15 protein-coding genes and 1 pseudogene are annotated in these 15154 nt (G+C 75.3%); 3 read left to right on the top strand and 13 right to left on the bottom strand.

The window, feature by feature from the left end; genetic code table 11:
- Positions 1-4: 4 nt before the first annotated feature.
- From Sya03_RS26990 to Sya03_RS26945, 10 genes and pseudogenes are all read right to left on the bottom strand, one after another.
- Complete coding sequence (locus Sya03_RS26990) at positions 5-1267, bottom strand: MFS transporter (protein ID WP_203941240.1); 1263 nt, start codon at positions 1265-1267, stop codon at positions 5-7.
- 484 nt (positions 1268-1751) lie between these two features.
- A pseudogene (locus tag Sya03_RS26985) lies at positions 1752-2861 on the bottom strand (acyltransferase family protein); the annotation flags it as partial.
- A 48-nt stretch (positions 2862-2909) separates the two neighbouring features.
- Complete coding sequence (locus tag Sya03_RS26980) at positions 2910-3743, bottom strand: NAD-dependent epimerase/dehydratase family protein (protein ID WP_203941238.1); 834 nt, start codon at positions 3741-3743, stop codon at positions 2910-2912.
- Positions 3744-3772: 29 nt separating this feature from the next.
- Positions 3773-4651, bottom strand: a complete 879-nt coding sequence (era, locus tag Sya03_RS26975; protein WP_203941237.1) for a GTPase Era — start codon at positions 4649-4651, stop codon at positions 3773-3775.
- Positions 4648-5013 carry a cytidine deaminase-like protein gene (locus tag Sya03_RS26970; RefSeq protein ID WP_203941236.1) on the bottom strand — a complete coding sequence of 122 codons (366 nt, stop codon included), beginning with the start codon at positions 5011-5013 and terminating at the stop codon, positions 4648-4650. Before Sya03_RS26970 ends, era begins: the two co-directional genes overlap by 4 nt.
- Positions 5006-6358 carry a hemolysin family protein gene (locus Sya03_RS26965; protein WP_203941349.1) on the bottom strand — a complete coding sequence of 451 codons (1353 nt, stop codon included), beginning with the start codon at positions 6356-6358 and terminating at the stop codon, positions 5006-5008. Before Sya03_RS26965 ends, Sya03_RS26970 begins: the two co-directional genes overlap by 8 nt.
- A 5-nt stretch (positions 6359-6363) precedes the next feature.
- Entirely contained in the window at positions 6364-6834 is a 471-nt protein-coding gene (ybeY, locus tag Sya03_RS26960) for an rRNA maturation RNase YbeY (protein WP_203941235.1), read from the bottom strand.
- A gap of 23 nt (positions 6835-6857) precedes the next feature.
- Positions 6858-7913 (bottom strand): PhoH family protein, encoded by a 1056-nt coding sequence (locus tag Sya03_RS26955; protein WP_203941234.1) that lies wholly within the window; start codon positions 7911-7913, stop codon positions 6858-6860.
- A gap of 127 nt (positions 7914-8040) precedes the next feature.
- Entirely contained in the window at positions 8041-9414 is a 1374-nt protein-coding gene (locus tag Sya03_RS26950; protein ID WP_203941233.1) for a serine hydrolase domain-containing protein, read from the bottom strand.
- Entirely contained in the window at positions 9411-9758 is a 348-nt protein-coding gene (locus tag Sya03_RS26945) for an HIT domain-containing protein (protein ID WP_203941232.1), read from the bottom strand. Before Sya03_RS26945 ends, Sya03_RS26950 begins: the two co-directional genes overlap by 4 nt.
- Before the next feature lie 52 nt (positions 9759-9810).
- Here Sya03_RS26945 and Sya03_RS26940 point away from each other — a divergent pair, with 52 nt between their 5' ends.
- Together Sya03_RS26940 and Sya03_RS26935 are read left to right on the top strand one after the other, a co-directional pair.
- The gene (locus tag Sya03_RS26940; protein ID WP_203941231.1) at positions 9811-10557 is read left to right on the top strand and encodes a hypothetical protein; all 747 of its coding nucleotides are present in this window, start codon (positions 9811-9813) and stop codon (positions 10555-10557) included.
- Positions 10554-11312 (top strand): SDR family NAD(P)-dependent oxidoreductase, encoded by a 759-nt coding sequence (locus tag Sya03_RS26935; RefSeq protein ID WP_203941230.1) that lies wholly within the window; start codon positions 10554-10556, stop codon positions 11310-11312. The genes Sya03_RS26940 and Sya03_RS26935 overlap by 4 nt, the downstream gene beginning before the upstream one ends.
- 1 nt (position 11313) lies before the next feature.
- Here Sya03_RS26935 and Sya03_RS26930 read toward each other — a convergent pair whose 3' ends face one another.
- Genes Sya03_RS26930 through hrcA form a run of 3 tightly spaced genes read right to left on the bottom strand, consistent with a single transcriptional unit; the run spans position 11314 to position 14262 of the window.
- A complete protein-coding gene (locus tag Sya03_RS26930) occupies positions 11314-12048 on the bottom strand; it encodes a 16S rRNA (uracil(1498)-N(3))-methyltransferase (protein ID WP_203941229.1) in 735 nt (244 codons plus the stop codon).
- A 17-nt stretch (positions 12049-12065) separates the two neighbouring features.
- On the bottom strand, positions 12066-13202 hold the full coding sequence (gene dnaJ / locus Sya03_RS26925) for a molecular chaperone DnaJ (RefSeq protein WP_203941348.1): 1137 nt from the start codon (positions 13200-13202) through the stop codon (positions 12066-12068).
- Positions 13203-13239: 37 nt separating this feature from the next.
- The gene (gene hrcA / locus Sya03_RS26920) at positions 13240-14262 is read right to left on the bottom strand and encodes a heat-inducible transcriptional repressor HrcA (protein WP_203941228.1); all 1023 of its coding nucleotides are present in this window, start codon (positions 14260-14262) and stop codon (positions 13240-13242) included.
- A gap of 157 nt (positions 14263-14419) precedes the next feature.
- On the opposite strand from hrcA, the gene Sya03_RS26915 reads away from it, so the two are divergent.
- Positions 14420-15130, top strand: a complete 711-nt coding sequence (locus Sya03_RS26915) for a DUF4870 domain-containing protein (protein ID WP_203941227.1) — start codon at positions 14420-14422, stop codon at positions 15128-15130.
- Positions 15131-15154 lie beyond the last annotated feature (24 nt).

The raw sequence follows: 15154 nt of genomic DNA, 5'->3' as shown, positions 1-15154 counted from the left end.
CCGCTCAGGCCTGGGGCAGCGCCGGGGCCGGCCGGGTGGCCGTGTCGGCCGGCGCGCCCTGCCGCCGCGACAGCGCCACGAACGGCAGCGCGAGCAGCGACAGCGCCCCCGACATCAGGTACGTGGCCGGGTAGCCCCACACGTCGGCGGCGCGCCCGAGCCCGGGCTGCAGCACCACGCCGCCCGTCGAGCTCATCAGCGAGTCGAACGACAGGATCGTGGCCCGCTGCCGCGACGGGATGAGCCCGTTCAGGTACGCCTGGCGCAGCGGCAGCGCCGCCGACCCGAGCAGCCCCCACACGACGATCAGCCCCAGCACCGCCCAGAAGTTCGTCACCACGCCGATGAGCAGCACGGCGACGCTGCCCGCGCCGATCGCGAACAGCAGGCCGGAGGTGCGCCGCCGGAACACCCGGCGCAGCTGCGGAGCCACCAGCCCGCCGGCGATCTGCGCGCCGGCCGTGATCGCGGCGACCAGCCCCGCGATGCCGTACGCCGCCGGGTCGCCCCACAGGTCGAGCAGGTGCGGCTGCAGGGCGTAGAAGACGTAGATGCTGACCCCGCCGGTGAACGGGGCCGCCAGCATGAGGTGGCGCACCGCCGGGACGCGCCAGCCGTACTCGACGGAGTTGGCGGCGATGTGCCGCACCTCGCCGAGGGGGCCGCGGCTGCGGTCGGGCGTGAAGCCCAGGTCGCGCATGAGCACGGCGGCCAGCACGAACATCACCACGAGGATGCCGGCGCGCAGCACGAACGGGGCGCCGAGCCCCGCGAACTGGGCGAGGTAGCCGCCGCCGACCGAGCCGGCCAGGGTGCCGACGCCGGTGAACACCTGGCCCCGGGCGAACACGGCCTCGACCTCGCCGTCGTAGCCGGTGGCCGTCAGCGCGTCGACCAGCCACGCCTCGGTGGCGCCGGAGAAGAAGGTGAACCCGAGGCCGATGAACACGCTGACCAGCGCCCACCACCAGAACCCCGCGCCGACCTGCCAGAGCAGCACGTACAGCGCGGTGGACACGGCCAGGGTGAGCGTGCCCAGCAGGAACGACGGGCGGCGCCCCCAGGTGTCGGCGACCACCCCGGTCGGCACCTCGAACAGCACCATGCCGGCGGTGAAGAACGCGTTGGCGGCGAACGCCTCCAGGTTCGACAGGCCCGCGTCGAGCAGGAAGATCGTGTTGATGCCCCAGATGAGCGACGCGGCGAGGGCGTTGCCCAGCCCAAGCAGGTAGTAGGTGCGCCGCACCGCCACCGAGGTCATCCGCATCGCCCGATCATGCCCCGGCGGGCGGCGCGGGTCAGGACGAGGTGCGGCGGCGCGCCGGGCGCCGGCCGGCCCGGGCCGGTTCGGCGCGGCGGGCCGGGCGGCCGTCGGCGGGCTTGCGGTGGGCCGCCAGGTCGATCAGCACCGGCAGCGCCAGGGCGGGCACCGCGGGCAGCGCCGGGTCGTGGCCGCCGGCGGCGTGCACCAGGTGCTCGCCGGTGCCGACGTGCGCGTGCAGCACCGCGCCGGCCGGCGCCGGGCCGGCCGGGACGGGCTCGGGCCCGTCGGGCGCCGGGGCGGCCGGCTCCGGCTCGGTCACCGGTTCGGGTGCCGGCTCGCGCCACGGGTCCGGCGCGCCGGGCGCCGGGGACACCGGCACGGGAGCCGGGTCGTCCGGGAACGGGTCGGGGGCGCCCGGCGCGGGCGACACCGGGATCGGCACCGGGGAGATCGGGATCGGCACCGGGTCGTCCGGGAACGGGTCCGGCGGCATCGGCAGCGTCTCCGGGTCGGCCGGGATCGGGTTGCCCGGGGCGGGCGACACCGGGATCGGCGCGGGCGAGACGGGCACCGACGACGCGGCCGGCCGCGCCGCGGCCCGGCGGCGGCCGGGCAGCAGGACGGGGCGGCGCCGGCCGGCGACGTCCTCGACCCAGCCGACCAGCGCGACGACCACGACGAGGGCCACCGCCACGACGGCGAGCCGCCAGCCGGAGCCGGCCGCGCCGAGCACGGGCCAGCCGCGGTCGAGGGCGAAGAGGGTGACGCCGACGATGATCGGCACGTGCCACAGGTAGATCGTCAGAGCTCTGGCGTTCAGCACGGTGACCACTCTCTCCCATCGCGCGCTCAGCCGCAGCCTCGCCTCGGCGCGGTCGGCGAAGCCGAGCGCCACCAGGATGAACGCGCCGGACCACAGCGCGTTGCCGACGGGGATGTCGTTGAGGTCGTAGCCGCGCGGCCCCGGGTGGGTCAGCGTCCAGGCCAGCCCGGCCGCGGCGAGGACGCCCGCGAGGGCCAGCAGCCGGCGCGGCGCCAGGCGGCGCAGCAGGCCGTCGTGGTGGGCGAAGCCGAGCATCCACGCGCCGAAGTACAGGCCGATGTCGCGGACCACGACCGGCGGCGCCCACCCGGCGAACTCGCAGGCCAGCAGGATGGCGTACGGGACGGCCAGCGTCGGCCACGGGGCGCGCCGGAACAGCCACAGCGCGGCCGGCGACAGCAGCACGAACCACAGGAAGTCACGCAGGTACCAGTTGGCGCTCAGCGCCTGGGCGCCCCAGCCGTTCGCGGGCGGGTCCTGCAGCGGCAGCAGCCACAGCAGCACCCTCGGCTCCCACGCCAGGCCGGTGAGCAGCATGGCGGGTACGAACACGGCGGCGAACACCCACAGCGACGGCAGCAGCCGGCGCAGGCGCCGGCCGACGGCGCCCAGCCCGGACCGGTCGGCCGAGGCCGCCATGAGCGAGCCCGCCAGCGCGAACATCACCGGCATGGCGGGGATCAGCACGGTGAGCAGGGACAGGCCCGTGACGTGGTAGACGACGACGCGGACGATCGCGACGGCGCGCAGCAGGTCCAGGTACCGGTTCCGCATGAGACTCCGCCCGTTGGCGACAGGGGCCGACGCGAGCGGCGGACCGGCTCAGCGGCGGCGCTCGCCGAGCGGCGCGACCGCCGACCGCCCACCGGCGAGCCCGAGCGTCGTTGCCCGGTCGCCGTGCGCGGCAGCGATCGCGCCGGCGTACTCCTCCGCGTCATCGGCGGGGTGGTAACCGATCCGCTCGCCCTCGGTCAACGACCACCAGCGGCGCGCGTTGCGGCTGATCCCCCAGACGACCTGATAACCGATCAAGGCGGAGCTCAAACACGCCTCCACGAGGCGCGCCGCGTCGCCCGGCGACAGCCACGAGTGCAGCGCCCACTCCCCCGGCGGCTCCGGTGCGCAGTCGCCCAGCCGCAGCGCGTACACGGCCAGACCGAACCGGTCGGCGTACAGGCTGCCCAGCGCCTCGGCGGCGGCCTTGCTGACCCCGTACAGGGTGTCGGGGCGCGCCGGGGCGTCCGCGGGCAGCGGGTCGGCCGGGCCGGTGACGCCGCGCGGGCGCGGGATCGCGCCGGGCCGCCGGTAGAAGCCCGCCACGTGCGCGGACGAGGCCAGCAGCACGCGCGGCACCCCGGCCAGCCGGGCGGCCTCCAGCACGGTCCGGGTGCCCTCCACGTTCACCTCGGCCAGCGCCGCCCAGGGCGCCTCACCGGGCAGGCCGCCCAGGTGCAGGATCGCGTCGCACCCGGCCGCCGCCCGCGCCATCAGCGCCGCGTCGGTGACCGAGCCGGTGAACACGACCTCGCCCGGCTCGGCGGTGAGTTCCGCGGGGTCGAGCAGGCGCAGCGTGCGCCCCGGACGGGCGAGCCGGCAGCGCAGCATCCGGGCCACCCGGCCCCCCGCGCCGGTGATGAGGATCGTCTCCCGCCGCATGCCTGCGCCTCCCTGCTCGCTCCCGTCGTCTAGAACCCCAGCTTCCGCAGCTGTCTCGGGTCCCGCTGCCACTCCTTGGCGACGCGGACGTGCAGGTTCAGGTAGACCTTCGTGCCGAGCAGGCCCTCGATCGCCGCCCGGGCCCGGGTGCCGACGTCCTTCAGCCGGCTGGCCTGCGCCCCGATGACGATCGCCTTCTGGCTGGACCGCTCGACGTAGATGTCGGCGAAGATCTTGGTGACGCCGTTCTCGACGAACATCTCCTCGACCAGCACCGCGATGGAGTGCGGCAGCTCGTCGCGGACGCCCTCGAGCGCCGCCTCGCGCACCAGCTCGCCGATGAGCACCTGCTCGGGCTCGTCGGTGAGCATGTCGTCCGGGTACAGCTGCGGGCTCTCCGGCAGGTACTTCGCCATCACGTCGGTGAGCAGGCCCACCTGGTCGCCGGAGACGGCGCTGACCGGCACGATCTCGGCGAAGTCGGCGAGCCGGCTGACCGCCAGCAGCTGCTCGGCCAGCGTCCGCTTGTCGACCAGGTCGGTCTTCGTCACCACGGCCAGCACGGTGGCCTTGAGCTGCGACAGCTCGCCGGTGATGAACTTGTCGCCCTTGCCGACCGGCTCGTCGGCCGGCACGCACAGGCCGATCACGTCGACCTCGCTCCACGTCTCGCGGACCAGGTCGTTGAGGCGCTCGCCGAGCAGCGTCTTGGGCCGGTGCAGGCCCGGCGTGTCGACGAGCACGATCTGGCCGTCGGGCCGGTGCAGGACGGCGCGGATGACGTGCCGGGTGGTCTGCGGCTTGCTGGACGTGATCGCGATCTTCTGCCCGATGATCGCGTTGGTCAGCGTGGACTTGCCGGCGTTCGGCCGCCCGACGAAACACGCGAACCCGGCGCGGTACGTCACGAGGTCACCGTGCCGATCAGGGTGCCGTCAGGGGCCGCCACGTGGATCGGCGCGCTCGGGGCCAGGTCGCGCACGGCGGCGTGGCCGGCGCCGTCGAGGTTGGAGCCCTCCGTCACCACGGCGGCCGCCTCCAGCAGGGTCGCGCCCGCCGCGGCGGCCTGGGCCACCGCGAGCTGCAGGGCGGTCAGCGCCAGCGACGGCAGCCCGACCGTGGCGGCCGCGTACGTGCGGCCGTCCTGGTCGCGCACGGCGGCGCCCTCGACCGCGCCCACCCGGCCCCGGGCGCCGCGCGCCAGGGTCACGAGCTTCGCGTCCTCCGCGTCCAGCTGGGCGGGCGCGGTCTCGATCAGGGGGTCAGGCATCGGCGGGTTGCCTCTCTGCTCCGGTGTCGTCGGCGGTCTCCTCGACCGGCGGGATCGGCGTGACCAGCACCGTGTCGATGCGGTTGCGGCGCCCGACGACGCCCTCCGCGACGAGGTGCAGGCCGTCGATGTCCACGCTCGCGCCGGGGATGGGCACCCGGCCGAGAAGCTGTGCGAGCAGGCCGCCGACGGTCTCGACCTCGTCGGCGGGCAGGTCCTTGCCGTAGATCTCGCCCAGGTCCTCGATCGGCAGGCGGGCGGCGACGCGCACCGCGCCGTCGTCCAGGTGCTCGACCGGCGGGCGCTCGACGTCGTACTCGTCGGTGATCTCGCCGACGATCTCCTCGAGGATGTCCTCGATGGTGACCAGGCCGGCCGTGCCGCCGTACTCGTCGACGACGATGGCCAGGTGGGTGCGGGCGGCCTGCATCTCCGACAGCAGGTCGTCGACCGGCTTGGACTCGGGCACGAACGTGGCCTCGCGCATCAGCTCGGCCACCGGCGTCGCGTCCGCGGCCGGGTCGCCGCTCTGGGTGCGCCGGATGACGTCCTTCAGGTAGAGCACGCCGAGCACGTCGTCGACGCTGTCGCCGATGACGGGGATGCGGGAGAAGCCCGAGCGCAGGAACAGCACGAGCGCCTGCCGCAGCGACTTCGGCCGCTCGATCCACACCATGTCGGTGCGCGGCACCATCACCTCGCGGGCGATGGTGTCGCCGAGCGCGAACACCGAGTGGATCATCTGGCGCTCGCCGTGCTCGACCACGCCGCGCTGCTCGGCGAGGTCGACCAGCTCGCGCAGCTCGACCTGGCTGCCGAACGGGCCCTCGGGGAAGCCCTTGCCGGGCGTCACGGCGTTGCCGATGAGGATGAGCAGCGAGGCGAGCGGGTTCAGCGCCCGGCCCAGGCCGCGCACCAGCGGCGCGGTGGCCTTGCCGACGGCGTACGCGTGCTGGCGGCCGACCGTGCGCGGCCCGACGCCGACGACGACGAAGCTGACCAGCGTCATCGCCCCGGCGGTGACCAGCGCGGCCGTCCAGCCGGCGCCCCACGTCTCGACGGCGACCAGCGCGACCAGGGTGGTGGCGGTCAGCTCGCAGACGAGCCGCAGCAGGAGCAGCAGGTTGAGGTGGCGCACCGCGTCGGACGCGACGGCCTGCAGCGCGGCGGCGCCCCGCTCGCCCTCGCGGGCCTGCTCGGCGGCGCGGGCGGGCGACACGGCGCCCAGCGCGGCGTCGGTCATCGACGCCAGGCCGGCCAGCACCACCAGGGCGGCGGCCAGCACGATCAGCTGGGCGTCGGGCAGCCCGGTGGCGGCGGCCGGGGCTTGGGCCAACGGCACCACCGTGCTCAGCCCGCCTTGCGGGTGGACCGCCACGCCTCGAGCAGGCGGGCCTGGAGCGCGAACATCTCGCGCTCCTCCTCCGGCTCGGCGTGGTCGTAGCCGAGCAGGTGCAGCACCCCGTGCACGGTGAGCAGGTGCAGCTCGTCGGCGGGGCTGTGCCCGGCCGGTCCGGCCTGCTTCGCGGCGACCTCGGGGCACAGGACGATGTCGCCGAGCAGCGCGGGCTCGCCGGTGCCGGCCTCGCCCGGGCCGTGGTCGACGCTGCCCTCGTCCATCGGGAACGCCAGCACGTCCGTCGGGCCGTCGGAGCCCATCCAGCGGTGGTTGAGCTCGGTCATGTAGTCGATGTCGACGAGCAGCACGGACAGCTCGGCGAGCGGGTTGACGCCCATCTCGTCGAGGGCGTAGCGGGCGGCCGCCAGAATCGCGTCGGTGTCGACGTCGACACCGGACTCGTTGGCGATCTCGATGGACACGAGGCTTCGATCTCCAGTTGTGGTTAGCGGCGGCGGCCGGCGCGGCGGCCGCCCGGACCGACCTGGACGGCCTGGCCGGCCTGCTGGCCGGCCTCCTGCTCCGCGTCGAAGCGGGCGTACGCGTCGACGATCTCGCCGACGAGCCGGTGCCGCACGACGTCGGCGCTGCCGAGCTGCGCGAAGTGCACGTCCTCGACGCCCTGCAGGATCTCCCGCACCACCCGCAGGCCGCTGGTGGTGCCGCCGGGCAGGTCGACCTGGGTGACGTCGCCGGTGACGACGATCTTCGAGCCGAAACCGAGGCGGGTCAGGAACATCTTCATCTGCTCGGGCGTGGTGTTCTGCGCCTCGTCGAGGATGATGAACGCGTCGTTGAGCGTGCGGCCGCGCATGTACGCCAGCGGCGCCACCTCGATCGTGCCCGCCTGCATGAGCCGCGGGATCGACTCGGGGTCGAGCATGTCGTGCAGCGCGTCGTACAGCGGGCGCAGGTAGGGGTCGATCTTCTCGTTCAGGGTGCCCGGCAGGAAGCCCAGCCGCTCGCCCGCCTCGACCGCCGGCCGGGTCAGGATGATGCGGTTGACCTGCTTCGCCGTGAGCGCCTGGACGGCCTTGGCCATCGCCAGGTACGTCTTGCCGGTGCCGGCGGGGCCGATGCCGAAGACGATCGTGTTCTCGTCGATCGAGTCGACGTAGCGCTTCTGGCCGAGCGTCTTGGGGCGGATGGTGCGCCCGCGCCGGGACAGGATGTTGAGTGTGAGGACCTCGGCGGGCCGCTCGGTCGTGCCCTGCTCGAGCATGCCGACGGTGCGCCGGACGGCATCGGTGGTCAGTGTCTCGCCCTTCTCGATGAGCTCGAGCAGTTCCGTGAAGACGCGCTCGGCGAGCGCGTTGTCGGCGGCGGCGCCGGTGATCGTGATCTCGTTGCCGCGGACGTGGACGTCGGAGGCGACCGAGCGCTCCACGAGGCGCAGGATCTCGTCGCCGGTGCCGAGCAGGTTCACCATGATCCGGGGGTCAGAGACGGTGATCTTGGTCTGCACCCGAGTCTGCCCCGTGGGAGGAGTCGCTGCGGTCATAGCGCGGCCGATACGGCCTAGCCCACCTGCTTCCGGTCCGGCCACGCCCCCACGGGCACGGCTCACCCCGCCATCGTATCGGTTCAACGCCGCGGAGCCCGAGAGCATTTCCGCCCGATACGGACCGTCAGGGCGCCGACACGTTCTCGCCCGTGAACGTCTCCTGCGTGCGGGTGAACCGGTACGTCGCCCAGTGCATCCGCACCACCGCCCCGGCCGCGTCCCGGGTGAGCCGCAGCAGCTCGCCCGCCTCCCGCCCGCGGACGGTGCGCAGCACGTCGGGCCGGTCGGGCAGCGGCTCGAACACCGCCGGCGGGCGGTTCGCGGGCGCGCCGGCCACCCGGGCCTGCAACGCCCCGTCGTGCCAGGAGAAGACGTGCTCGAAGCCCTCGCTCCACCAGCGGCCCAGCACGCTCGTGTACGCCGCCGGCGCGGGCGCCCCGATCGACCACGGCGCGACGTCGGCCGGGTCGTGCTCGACCGACAGCGTGAGCAGGTCGTGCACCAGGTCGGGGGCGGCGACGGCGGTGCCGGACGAGGCGAGCACGGCCGCGCCCAGCCCGGGCGGGGCGTCACCGCCGCGCCGGCCGTAGACGCCGGCCAGGAAGCCGGGCATGGCGCCGTCGTGGCCGACGTGGACGACCCGGTCGCCCTGCGGCGCCAGGATCAGGCCCAGCCCGAAGCCCAGCGACCAGACCGTCTCGTCGTTCGTCGTGGCGGGCCAGCGGGCCTCGTCGAGGGTGGCCGGGGCGAGCACGGCGCCGGCCGGGTCGACGGCGGCCGGGTCGGCCAGGAACGCCGCCCACCGGGCCATGTCGCCCGCCGTGCCCCACAGCTGCGCGGCCGGGCCGACCGCGCCCAGGTCGAGCCGCGGCTCGGGGCGGGCCGCGTCGGAGTAGGTGTCGACCAGCCAGCCCTGCACGGCGTCCGGGCCGGGGTCGGGCGTGGTGGCGGTGAGCCCCAGCGGCGTCAGCACCCGCTCGGCGAGCACCTCGGCCCACGTGCCGCCGCGCAGCTGCGCCGCGAGCCGGCCGAGCAGCGCGAACCCGAGGTTCGAGTAGTGGAAGCGGCGGCCGTTGGGCAGCACCCGCTCGACCCGGGCCAGGTCGGCCAGCAGCGTGTCCGCGTCGGGGGCGACCAGCGTGTCCCACACGTCGCCGTGCGGCTCGCGCTGCAGGCCGGCGGTGTGCGACAGCAGCCGGCGCACGGTCAGCTCGCCCAGCGCGGGCACGGCGAGGTGCGCGTCGAGCCGGTCGTCCAGGTCGAGCAGGCCGTCGTCGCGGCACTGCAGCACCAGCACCGCCGTGAACGTCTTGGTCACCGAGCCGATCCGGAACACGCTGCCCGGCCCGAGCGGCGCGCCGTCGGTGCCGGACGCGCCGACCGTGAGCGTCCACGGCTCGCGGTCGCCGCGGTGCACGGCCACCGACAGGGCGGGCACCCGGGCGTCGGCCTGCACCCGGCGCGCGGCGCGTTCGAGGTGCGGCGCGGCGGCCGTCACCGGCACAGCATGGGCCCGAGCGGGGCGCCGCCCAGCACGTGCGCGTGCACGTGGGCGACCTCCTGGCCGCCGTGCCCCCCGGTGTTGAACAGCAGCCGGAAGCCGTCGCCGCGCAGGCCCTCGGCCTCGGCCACGGCGGCGGCCGCCGCCAGCAGCTCCCCCGCGAGGCCCGCGTCGGCCAGGGCCAGCGACGCGACGTCGGCGTGGTGGTCCTTCGGGATCACCAGCACGTGTACGGGGGCCTTCGGGTCGATGTCCCGGAACGCCAGGATGGCCGGGGTCTCGTGCACCGTCGTCGCGGGGATCTCGCCGGCGACGATCCGGCAGAACAGGCAGTCGTCCACAGGGCGATCCTAGGGGCAGCGCGGGCGGGCGGGCTCGGCCATACTCGGCGCCGTGCGGGGGACGAGAGTGATCGTGGTGGCGGCGGTGCTGGCGGTGCTCGCCGGGGCGGGCCTGCTCGCCGGCCGGTGGCTGAGCCCCGGGTCGCCGCGCGACCAGGCGCTCGACCGGGCGCGCGCGGCGGCGCTGGAGCGCGCCGGACGCGCCGCCGACCGGGTCGAGGAGGGCGACGCCCGCGAGGCCGCCCAGTACGTGCACGACGCCGCGCAGGCCGACGGCATCGAGGTGATGGCGGTGCGCGGCGCCGACCGCGACCGCGGCGACGGGGTGACGCTGGTGGTCCGGGCCGAGGGGTCCGCCGGGGTCGCCGGGGCAGGCGGCGGCGAGGTGGCCGGGCGCTGGTGCTTCGAGCTGCTGTTCGACGGCACGACCAACGACCTGGTCCAGGACGAGGTCGACTGCCCCGCCGGGCCGCCGGTGACCGTGGCGACGGATCCGGAGCTGCCGCCCGGCGTCGGCGACGAGCTGGCGCGGGCGCTGCCGGCCGGCGAGCCGGTCACCGAACGGTCGCTGCGCCGGGCGGTGGCCGGCCTGCGGCTCGACCCGCGCGTCGGCCGGGAGGTCGGCACCTTCGACGGTGGCGTGGTGGCGGGTGTGCTGCGCGCGACCCGCTACCGGTGTCTGATGATGCGTGTGACCAGCGACGGTGAACTGCAGACCTGGGTGCCGAGCCGGATCTCGGTGGCCCCCGGCGAGTCCGACTGCACGGCGGGCTCCGCGGCGGGCGGGACGGGCCGGTGAGCGGCCGCGCGGTCCTGGTGACCGGGGCGTCGCGGGGCGTGGGGCGGGCCGTGGCGGCGCGCTTCGCGGCGGGCGGCGACCGGGTGGCGGTGCACCACCGCGACTCCGCCGGCCTGGCCGAGGCGCTGGTGGCCGAGCTGCCCGGCGACGGCCACGTGATCGTGCGCGGCGACCTGGCCGACCCGGCCGCCGTGCGCTCCTTCGTGGACGCCGCCGCCGACGGCCTCGGCGGGCTCGACGTGCTGGTCAACAACGCCGGCGTCTTCCTCGGCGCCGGCCGGCCGCACCCCGTCTTCGGCACCGGCTACGACGAGTGGCTGGCCGCCTGGCGCGGCATGATCGACGTCAACCTGCTCGGCGCCGCCAACGCCGCCTGGTGCGCCGCCCAGCACATGCGCGGGCGCGGCGGCCGGATCGTCAACGTGTCGTCGCGCGGCGCCTACCGCGGCGAGCCCGACCAGCCCGCGTACGGCGCCAGCAAGGCCGCGCTGAACGCGATGGGCCAGTCCCTGGCGGTGGCGCTCGCCCCGTACGGCATCGCCGTGGCCGGCGTCGCCCCCGGCTTCGTCGAGACCGACATGACCAACGAGCACCTCAAGGCGGAACGGGGCGCGGCGATCCGGGCGCAGAGCCCGTTCGGCCGGGTGGCCCGCCCCGACGAGGTGGCCGCCGCCGTGCACTGGCTGGCGTCGGCGGAGGCGGAGTGGGCCTCGGGCGCGGTGCTCGACCTGAACGGCGCGTCCTACCTGCGCTGACCTACCAGCGGCCCAGCCGCACCGACAGGGCGCTGAGCGCCGCCACGCCCGCCGTCGACGTGCGCAGCACCTCGCCGCCCAGCCGCACCGCCGCGGCGCCCGCCGACACGAACGCGCCCAGCTCCGCGTCCGTGATGCCGCCCTCGGGGCCCACCACCAGCAGAATGTCGCCGGACGCGGGCAGGTCCACCGCGGACAGCCGGTCGGTGGCCTCCTCGTGCAGCACGAACGCGGCCGCCGCCCCGCCGATCCGGGCGGCCACCCGCTTCGTCGAACAGTCCGGGTCGCCCGCGATCACCGGCAGCCACGCCCGGCGGGCCTGCTTGGCGGCCTCCCGGGCGGTCGACACCCACTTGCCGCGGGCCTTGTCGCCGCGCTCGCCGCGCCACTGCGCCACCGCCCGCGCCGCCGCCCACGGCACGATCTCGTCGACGCCGACCTCGGTCATCGCCTGGACGGCCAGCTCGCCCCGGTCGCCCTTCGCGATGCCCTGCACGACCACCAGGCGCGGGTCGGGCGCCGGGGCCTGCGAGCGGGCGCCGACGCGCACGTCGAGACCGCTGCGGCCCACGGCCGTGACCTCGGCCGCCGCCGAGCCGCCGCGCCCGTCGGCCAGCACCAGCCGCTCGCCCACGCGCAGGCGCTGCACCGCCGCCGCGTGGTGCCCCTCGGGCCCCTCCAGGGTGAAGCGGTCACCGGTGGGCAGGGCGTCGACGAGGAACAGCGGAGCGGACACCCCAGGGACGTTACAACTCAGTGACCGTTGAAGGCGTCACGCATGCGGGAGAAGAAGCCGCCCTGCTTGGAGAGTTCCGCCACGTCCTCGCCGCGGGTCTTGGCGAAGTCGCGCAGCATCTGCTCCTGCGCCGCGGTGAGCCGGGTCGGCGTGCGCACGTCCAGGTGGACGAACAGGTCGCCGCGGCCCTGGCCGCGCAGGTGCGGCACGCCCTTGCCGCGCACCCGCAGCGTCGCGCCCGGCTGGGTGCCCTGCTTGACCTCGATCTGCTCCTCGGAGTCGAGGGTCTTGATCGTCATGCGGGTGCCCAGCGCCGCCGCCGTCATCGGCAGCGTCACGCGGCAGTGCAGGTCGTCGCCCTTGCGGGAGTAGACGTCGTGCGGGCGCTCGGAGATCTCCACGTACAGGTCGCCGGCCGTGCCGCCGCCCGGTCCCACCTCGCCCTGCTGAGCCAGGCGGATGCGCATGCCGTCCTCGACACCGGCCGGGATCTTGACCGTCAGCGAGCGGCGGGTGCGGATGCGGCCGTCGCCGGCGCAGGTCGGGCAGGGGGTCGGGATGACCGTGCCGTAGCCCTGGCACACCGTGCACGGGCGCGACGAGACCACCTGGCCGAGGAACGTGCGCTGCACCGACTGCACCTCGCCGCGGCCGCCGCACGTCTCGCAGGTGGCGACGTGGGTGCCCGGGGCGGTGCCCGCGCCGGTGCACTGCGTGCACACCACCGCGGTGTCGACGGTGATCGGCGCCTCGACGCCGAACGCAGTCTCGTTCAGGTCCAGCTCGAGGCGGAGGATCGCGTCGGCGCCGGGCCGCGTGCGCGGCCGCGGGCCACGGGCGCCGCCGGCCGCCTGGCCGAAGAACGCGTCCATGATGTCCTGGAACCCGACGAACGGGCCGCCCGCGCCGGGGCCGCCGCCCGGGCCGCCGCCGCCCGGCGACAGCGGGTCGCCGCCCAGGTCGACGATCTGCCGCTTCTTGTCGTCGCTGAGGACCTCGTACGCCGCGTTGATGTCCTTGAACTTCTCGTGCGCCTCCGGGTCCGGATTGACGTCCGGGTGGTACTGGCGGGCCAGCTTCCGGTAGGCGCGCTTGATCTCGTCGTCGGTGGCCTCCCGGCTGACGCCCAGGATCCCGTAGTAGTCCTTCGCCACAGCGTTCTGATTCCTCATGTCTGCCGTCTCGGAGCGATCAGTTCTGTGCCAGCAGGTCGCCGACGTAGCGTGCCACGGCGCGCACGGTCGCGATGGTGCCGGGGTAATCCATCCTCGTCGGGCCGAGCACGCCCAGCCCCCCGAGGATCGTGACACCCGGCCCGTAACCGGTGCTCACCACCGAGGCCGACCGCAGGTTGTCGATCTCGTTCTCGTCGCCGATGCGCACCCGGGTGGTGCTGGGCTCGACCGCATCGATCAGCTTCAGGAGGATGACCTCCTCCTCCAGCGCCTCCAGCACGGGCCGCAGCGTGCCCTGGAAGTCCAGCACACCGCCGCGGGTCAGGTTGGCGGTGCCCGCCAGCGCGACCCGCTCCTCCGTGCGCTCCACCAGCGTCTCCAGCAGCACCGAGGCGAGCGACGCCACCATCAGGCGCTGGGCGGGCGCGCTCTCGTCGACCAACGACTGCACCAGCGGCGGGGTGTCGGCGAGGCGCTGGCCGGCCAGCTTCTCGTTGATGCGCCGGCGCAGCTCCAGCACGTCGTCGGCGCTGGTGGGGCCGGGCAGCTCGACCAGGCGCTGCTCGACGCGGCCGGTGTCGGCGATCATCACCAGCATGAGCCGGGTCGTCGAGATCGGCACCAGCTCGAGGTGGCGCACCGAGGAGCGCTGCAGTGACGGGTACTGCACGACGGCGACCTGCCGGGTGAGCTGGGCCAGCAGCCGCACCGTCTTGTGCACGACGTCGTCCAGGTCGACCGCGCCCACCAGGAAGCGCTCGATCGCCCGGCGCTCGGCCGGGGTGAGCGGCTTGACCCGGGACAGCCGGTCGACGAACAGCCGGTAGCCGCGGTCGGTGGGCACCCGGCCGGCACTGGTGTGCGGCTGCCGGATGTAGCCCTCCTCCTCCAGCACGGCCATGTCGTTGCGCACCGTCGCGGGCGACACGCCGAGCTGGTGGCGCTCGACGAGCGCCTTGCTGCCGACGGGCTCCTGGGTGGCGACGTAGTCCTCGACGATGGCGCGCAGGACCTCGAGCTTGCGGTCGTCCAGGCTCATGCCCCTCCCTCCACCGGTCGGCGTGCGGCGTCTGGCACTCGACTGTACTGAGTGCCAGTCTACGTCGCACCTGGGCGCCACGCGATGATCTGCGGCCGCCCGGAGATCGTCCGGTGTGGCGCTGGTCCGGCTGGACCGGCGGCCCTACGGTGTGCGCATGAGCGAACCACCGCGCCCGCCCGGCTCGCCGGGCCCGGGCGACCACGCCGACGACCCCACCCGTTACGTCCCGCCGAGCGACCCGACGGCCCCGCCGCCGCCCCCGCCGCCGACCTCCGGCGCGGGTGGCTACGCCCCGCCGCCGACCTCCGGCCCGCCCGGCGGCTACGCTCCCCCGCCCACGTCGGGCCCGCCCGGCGGCTACCCGCCGCCCACGTCCGGCCCGCCCGGCGCCGGCCCCTACCCGCCGCAGGGCGGCCACCCCGGCTACGGCGCTCCCGGCTACGGCGCCCCCGGCGCCCCGGGCTACGGCGCCCCCGGCGCCCCCGGCGGTCCCGGCTACGGCGCCCCGGGCTACGGCCCGGGCGCGAACGAGGACAAGACCTGGATCCTCGTCGCCCACTTCGGCGGGGCGGCCGGCGCGTTCTTCGGCGGCGGCTGCGCCGGCTGGATCGCGCCCCTGGTCGCACTCATCGCCCGCGGCAACCAGTCGCCCGTCGTGCGCGCGCACGCCGTGCAGGCGCTGAACTTCCAGATCCTCTGGTCGATCATCGCCCTGGTCGGCTGGATCCTGACCTGCATCATCATCGGCGCCTTCGTGGCGATCGCCGCGATGATCGTCGGCATCGTCTTCGGCGTCATCGCCGGCTCCAAGGCCAGCAACGGCGAGATGTACAACTACCCGATGAGCGTCAGCTTCATCAAGTGACACCGCGGCGGGCGGGCCCGGCAG

It is taken from the genome of Spirilliplanes yamanashiensis, from assembly GCF_016863475.1.
Lineage (GTDB): Bacteria > Actinomycetota > Actinomycetes > Mycobacteriales > Micromonosporaceae > Spirilliplanes > Spirilliplanes yamanashiensis.
This window is presented reverse-complemented; position numbering and strand designations above follow the sequence as displayed.

What these genes read in the sequence shown, in the direction of transcription:
- hrcA (WP_203941228.1), bottom strand. Translation starts at nt 14,262, where the DNA reads ATGAGCCTGGACGACCGCAAGCTCGAGGTCCTGCGCGCCATCGTCGAG.
- Sya03_RS26990 (WP_203941240.1), bottom strand. Translation starts at nt 1,267, where the DNA reads ATGCGGATGACCTCGGTGGCGGTGCGGCGCACCTACTACCTGCTTGGG.
- Sya03_RS26915 (WP_203941227.1), top strand. Translation starts at nt 14,420, where the DNA reads ATGAGCGAACCACCGCGCCCGCCCGGCTCGCCGGGCCCGGGCGACCAC.
- Sya03_RS26970 (WP_203941236.1), bottom strand. Translation starts at nt 5,013, where the DNA reads ATGCCTGACCCCCTGATCGAGACCGCGCCCGCCCAGCTGGACGCGGAG.
- Sya03_RS26980 (WP_203941238.1), bottom strand. Translation starts at nt 3,743, where the DNA reads ATGCGGCGGGAGACGATCCTCATCACCGGCGCGGGGGGCCGGGTGGCC.
- Sya03_RS26955 (WP_203941234.1), bottom strand. Translation starts at nt 7,913, where the DNA reads ATGACCGCAGCGACTCCTCCCACGGGGCAGACTCGGGTGCAGACCAAG.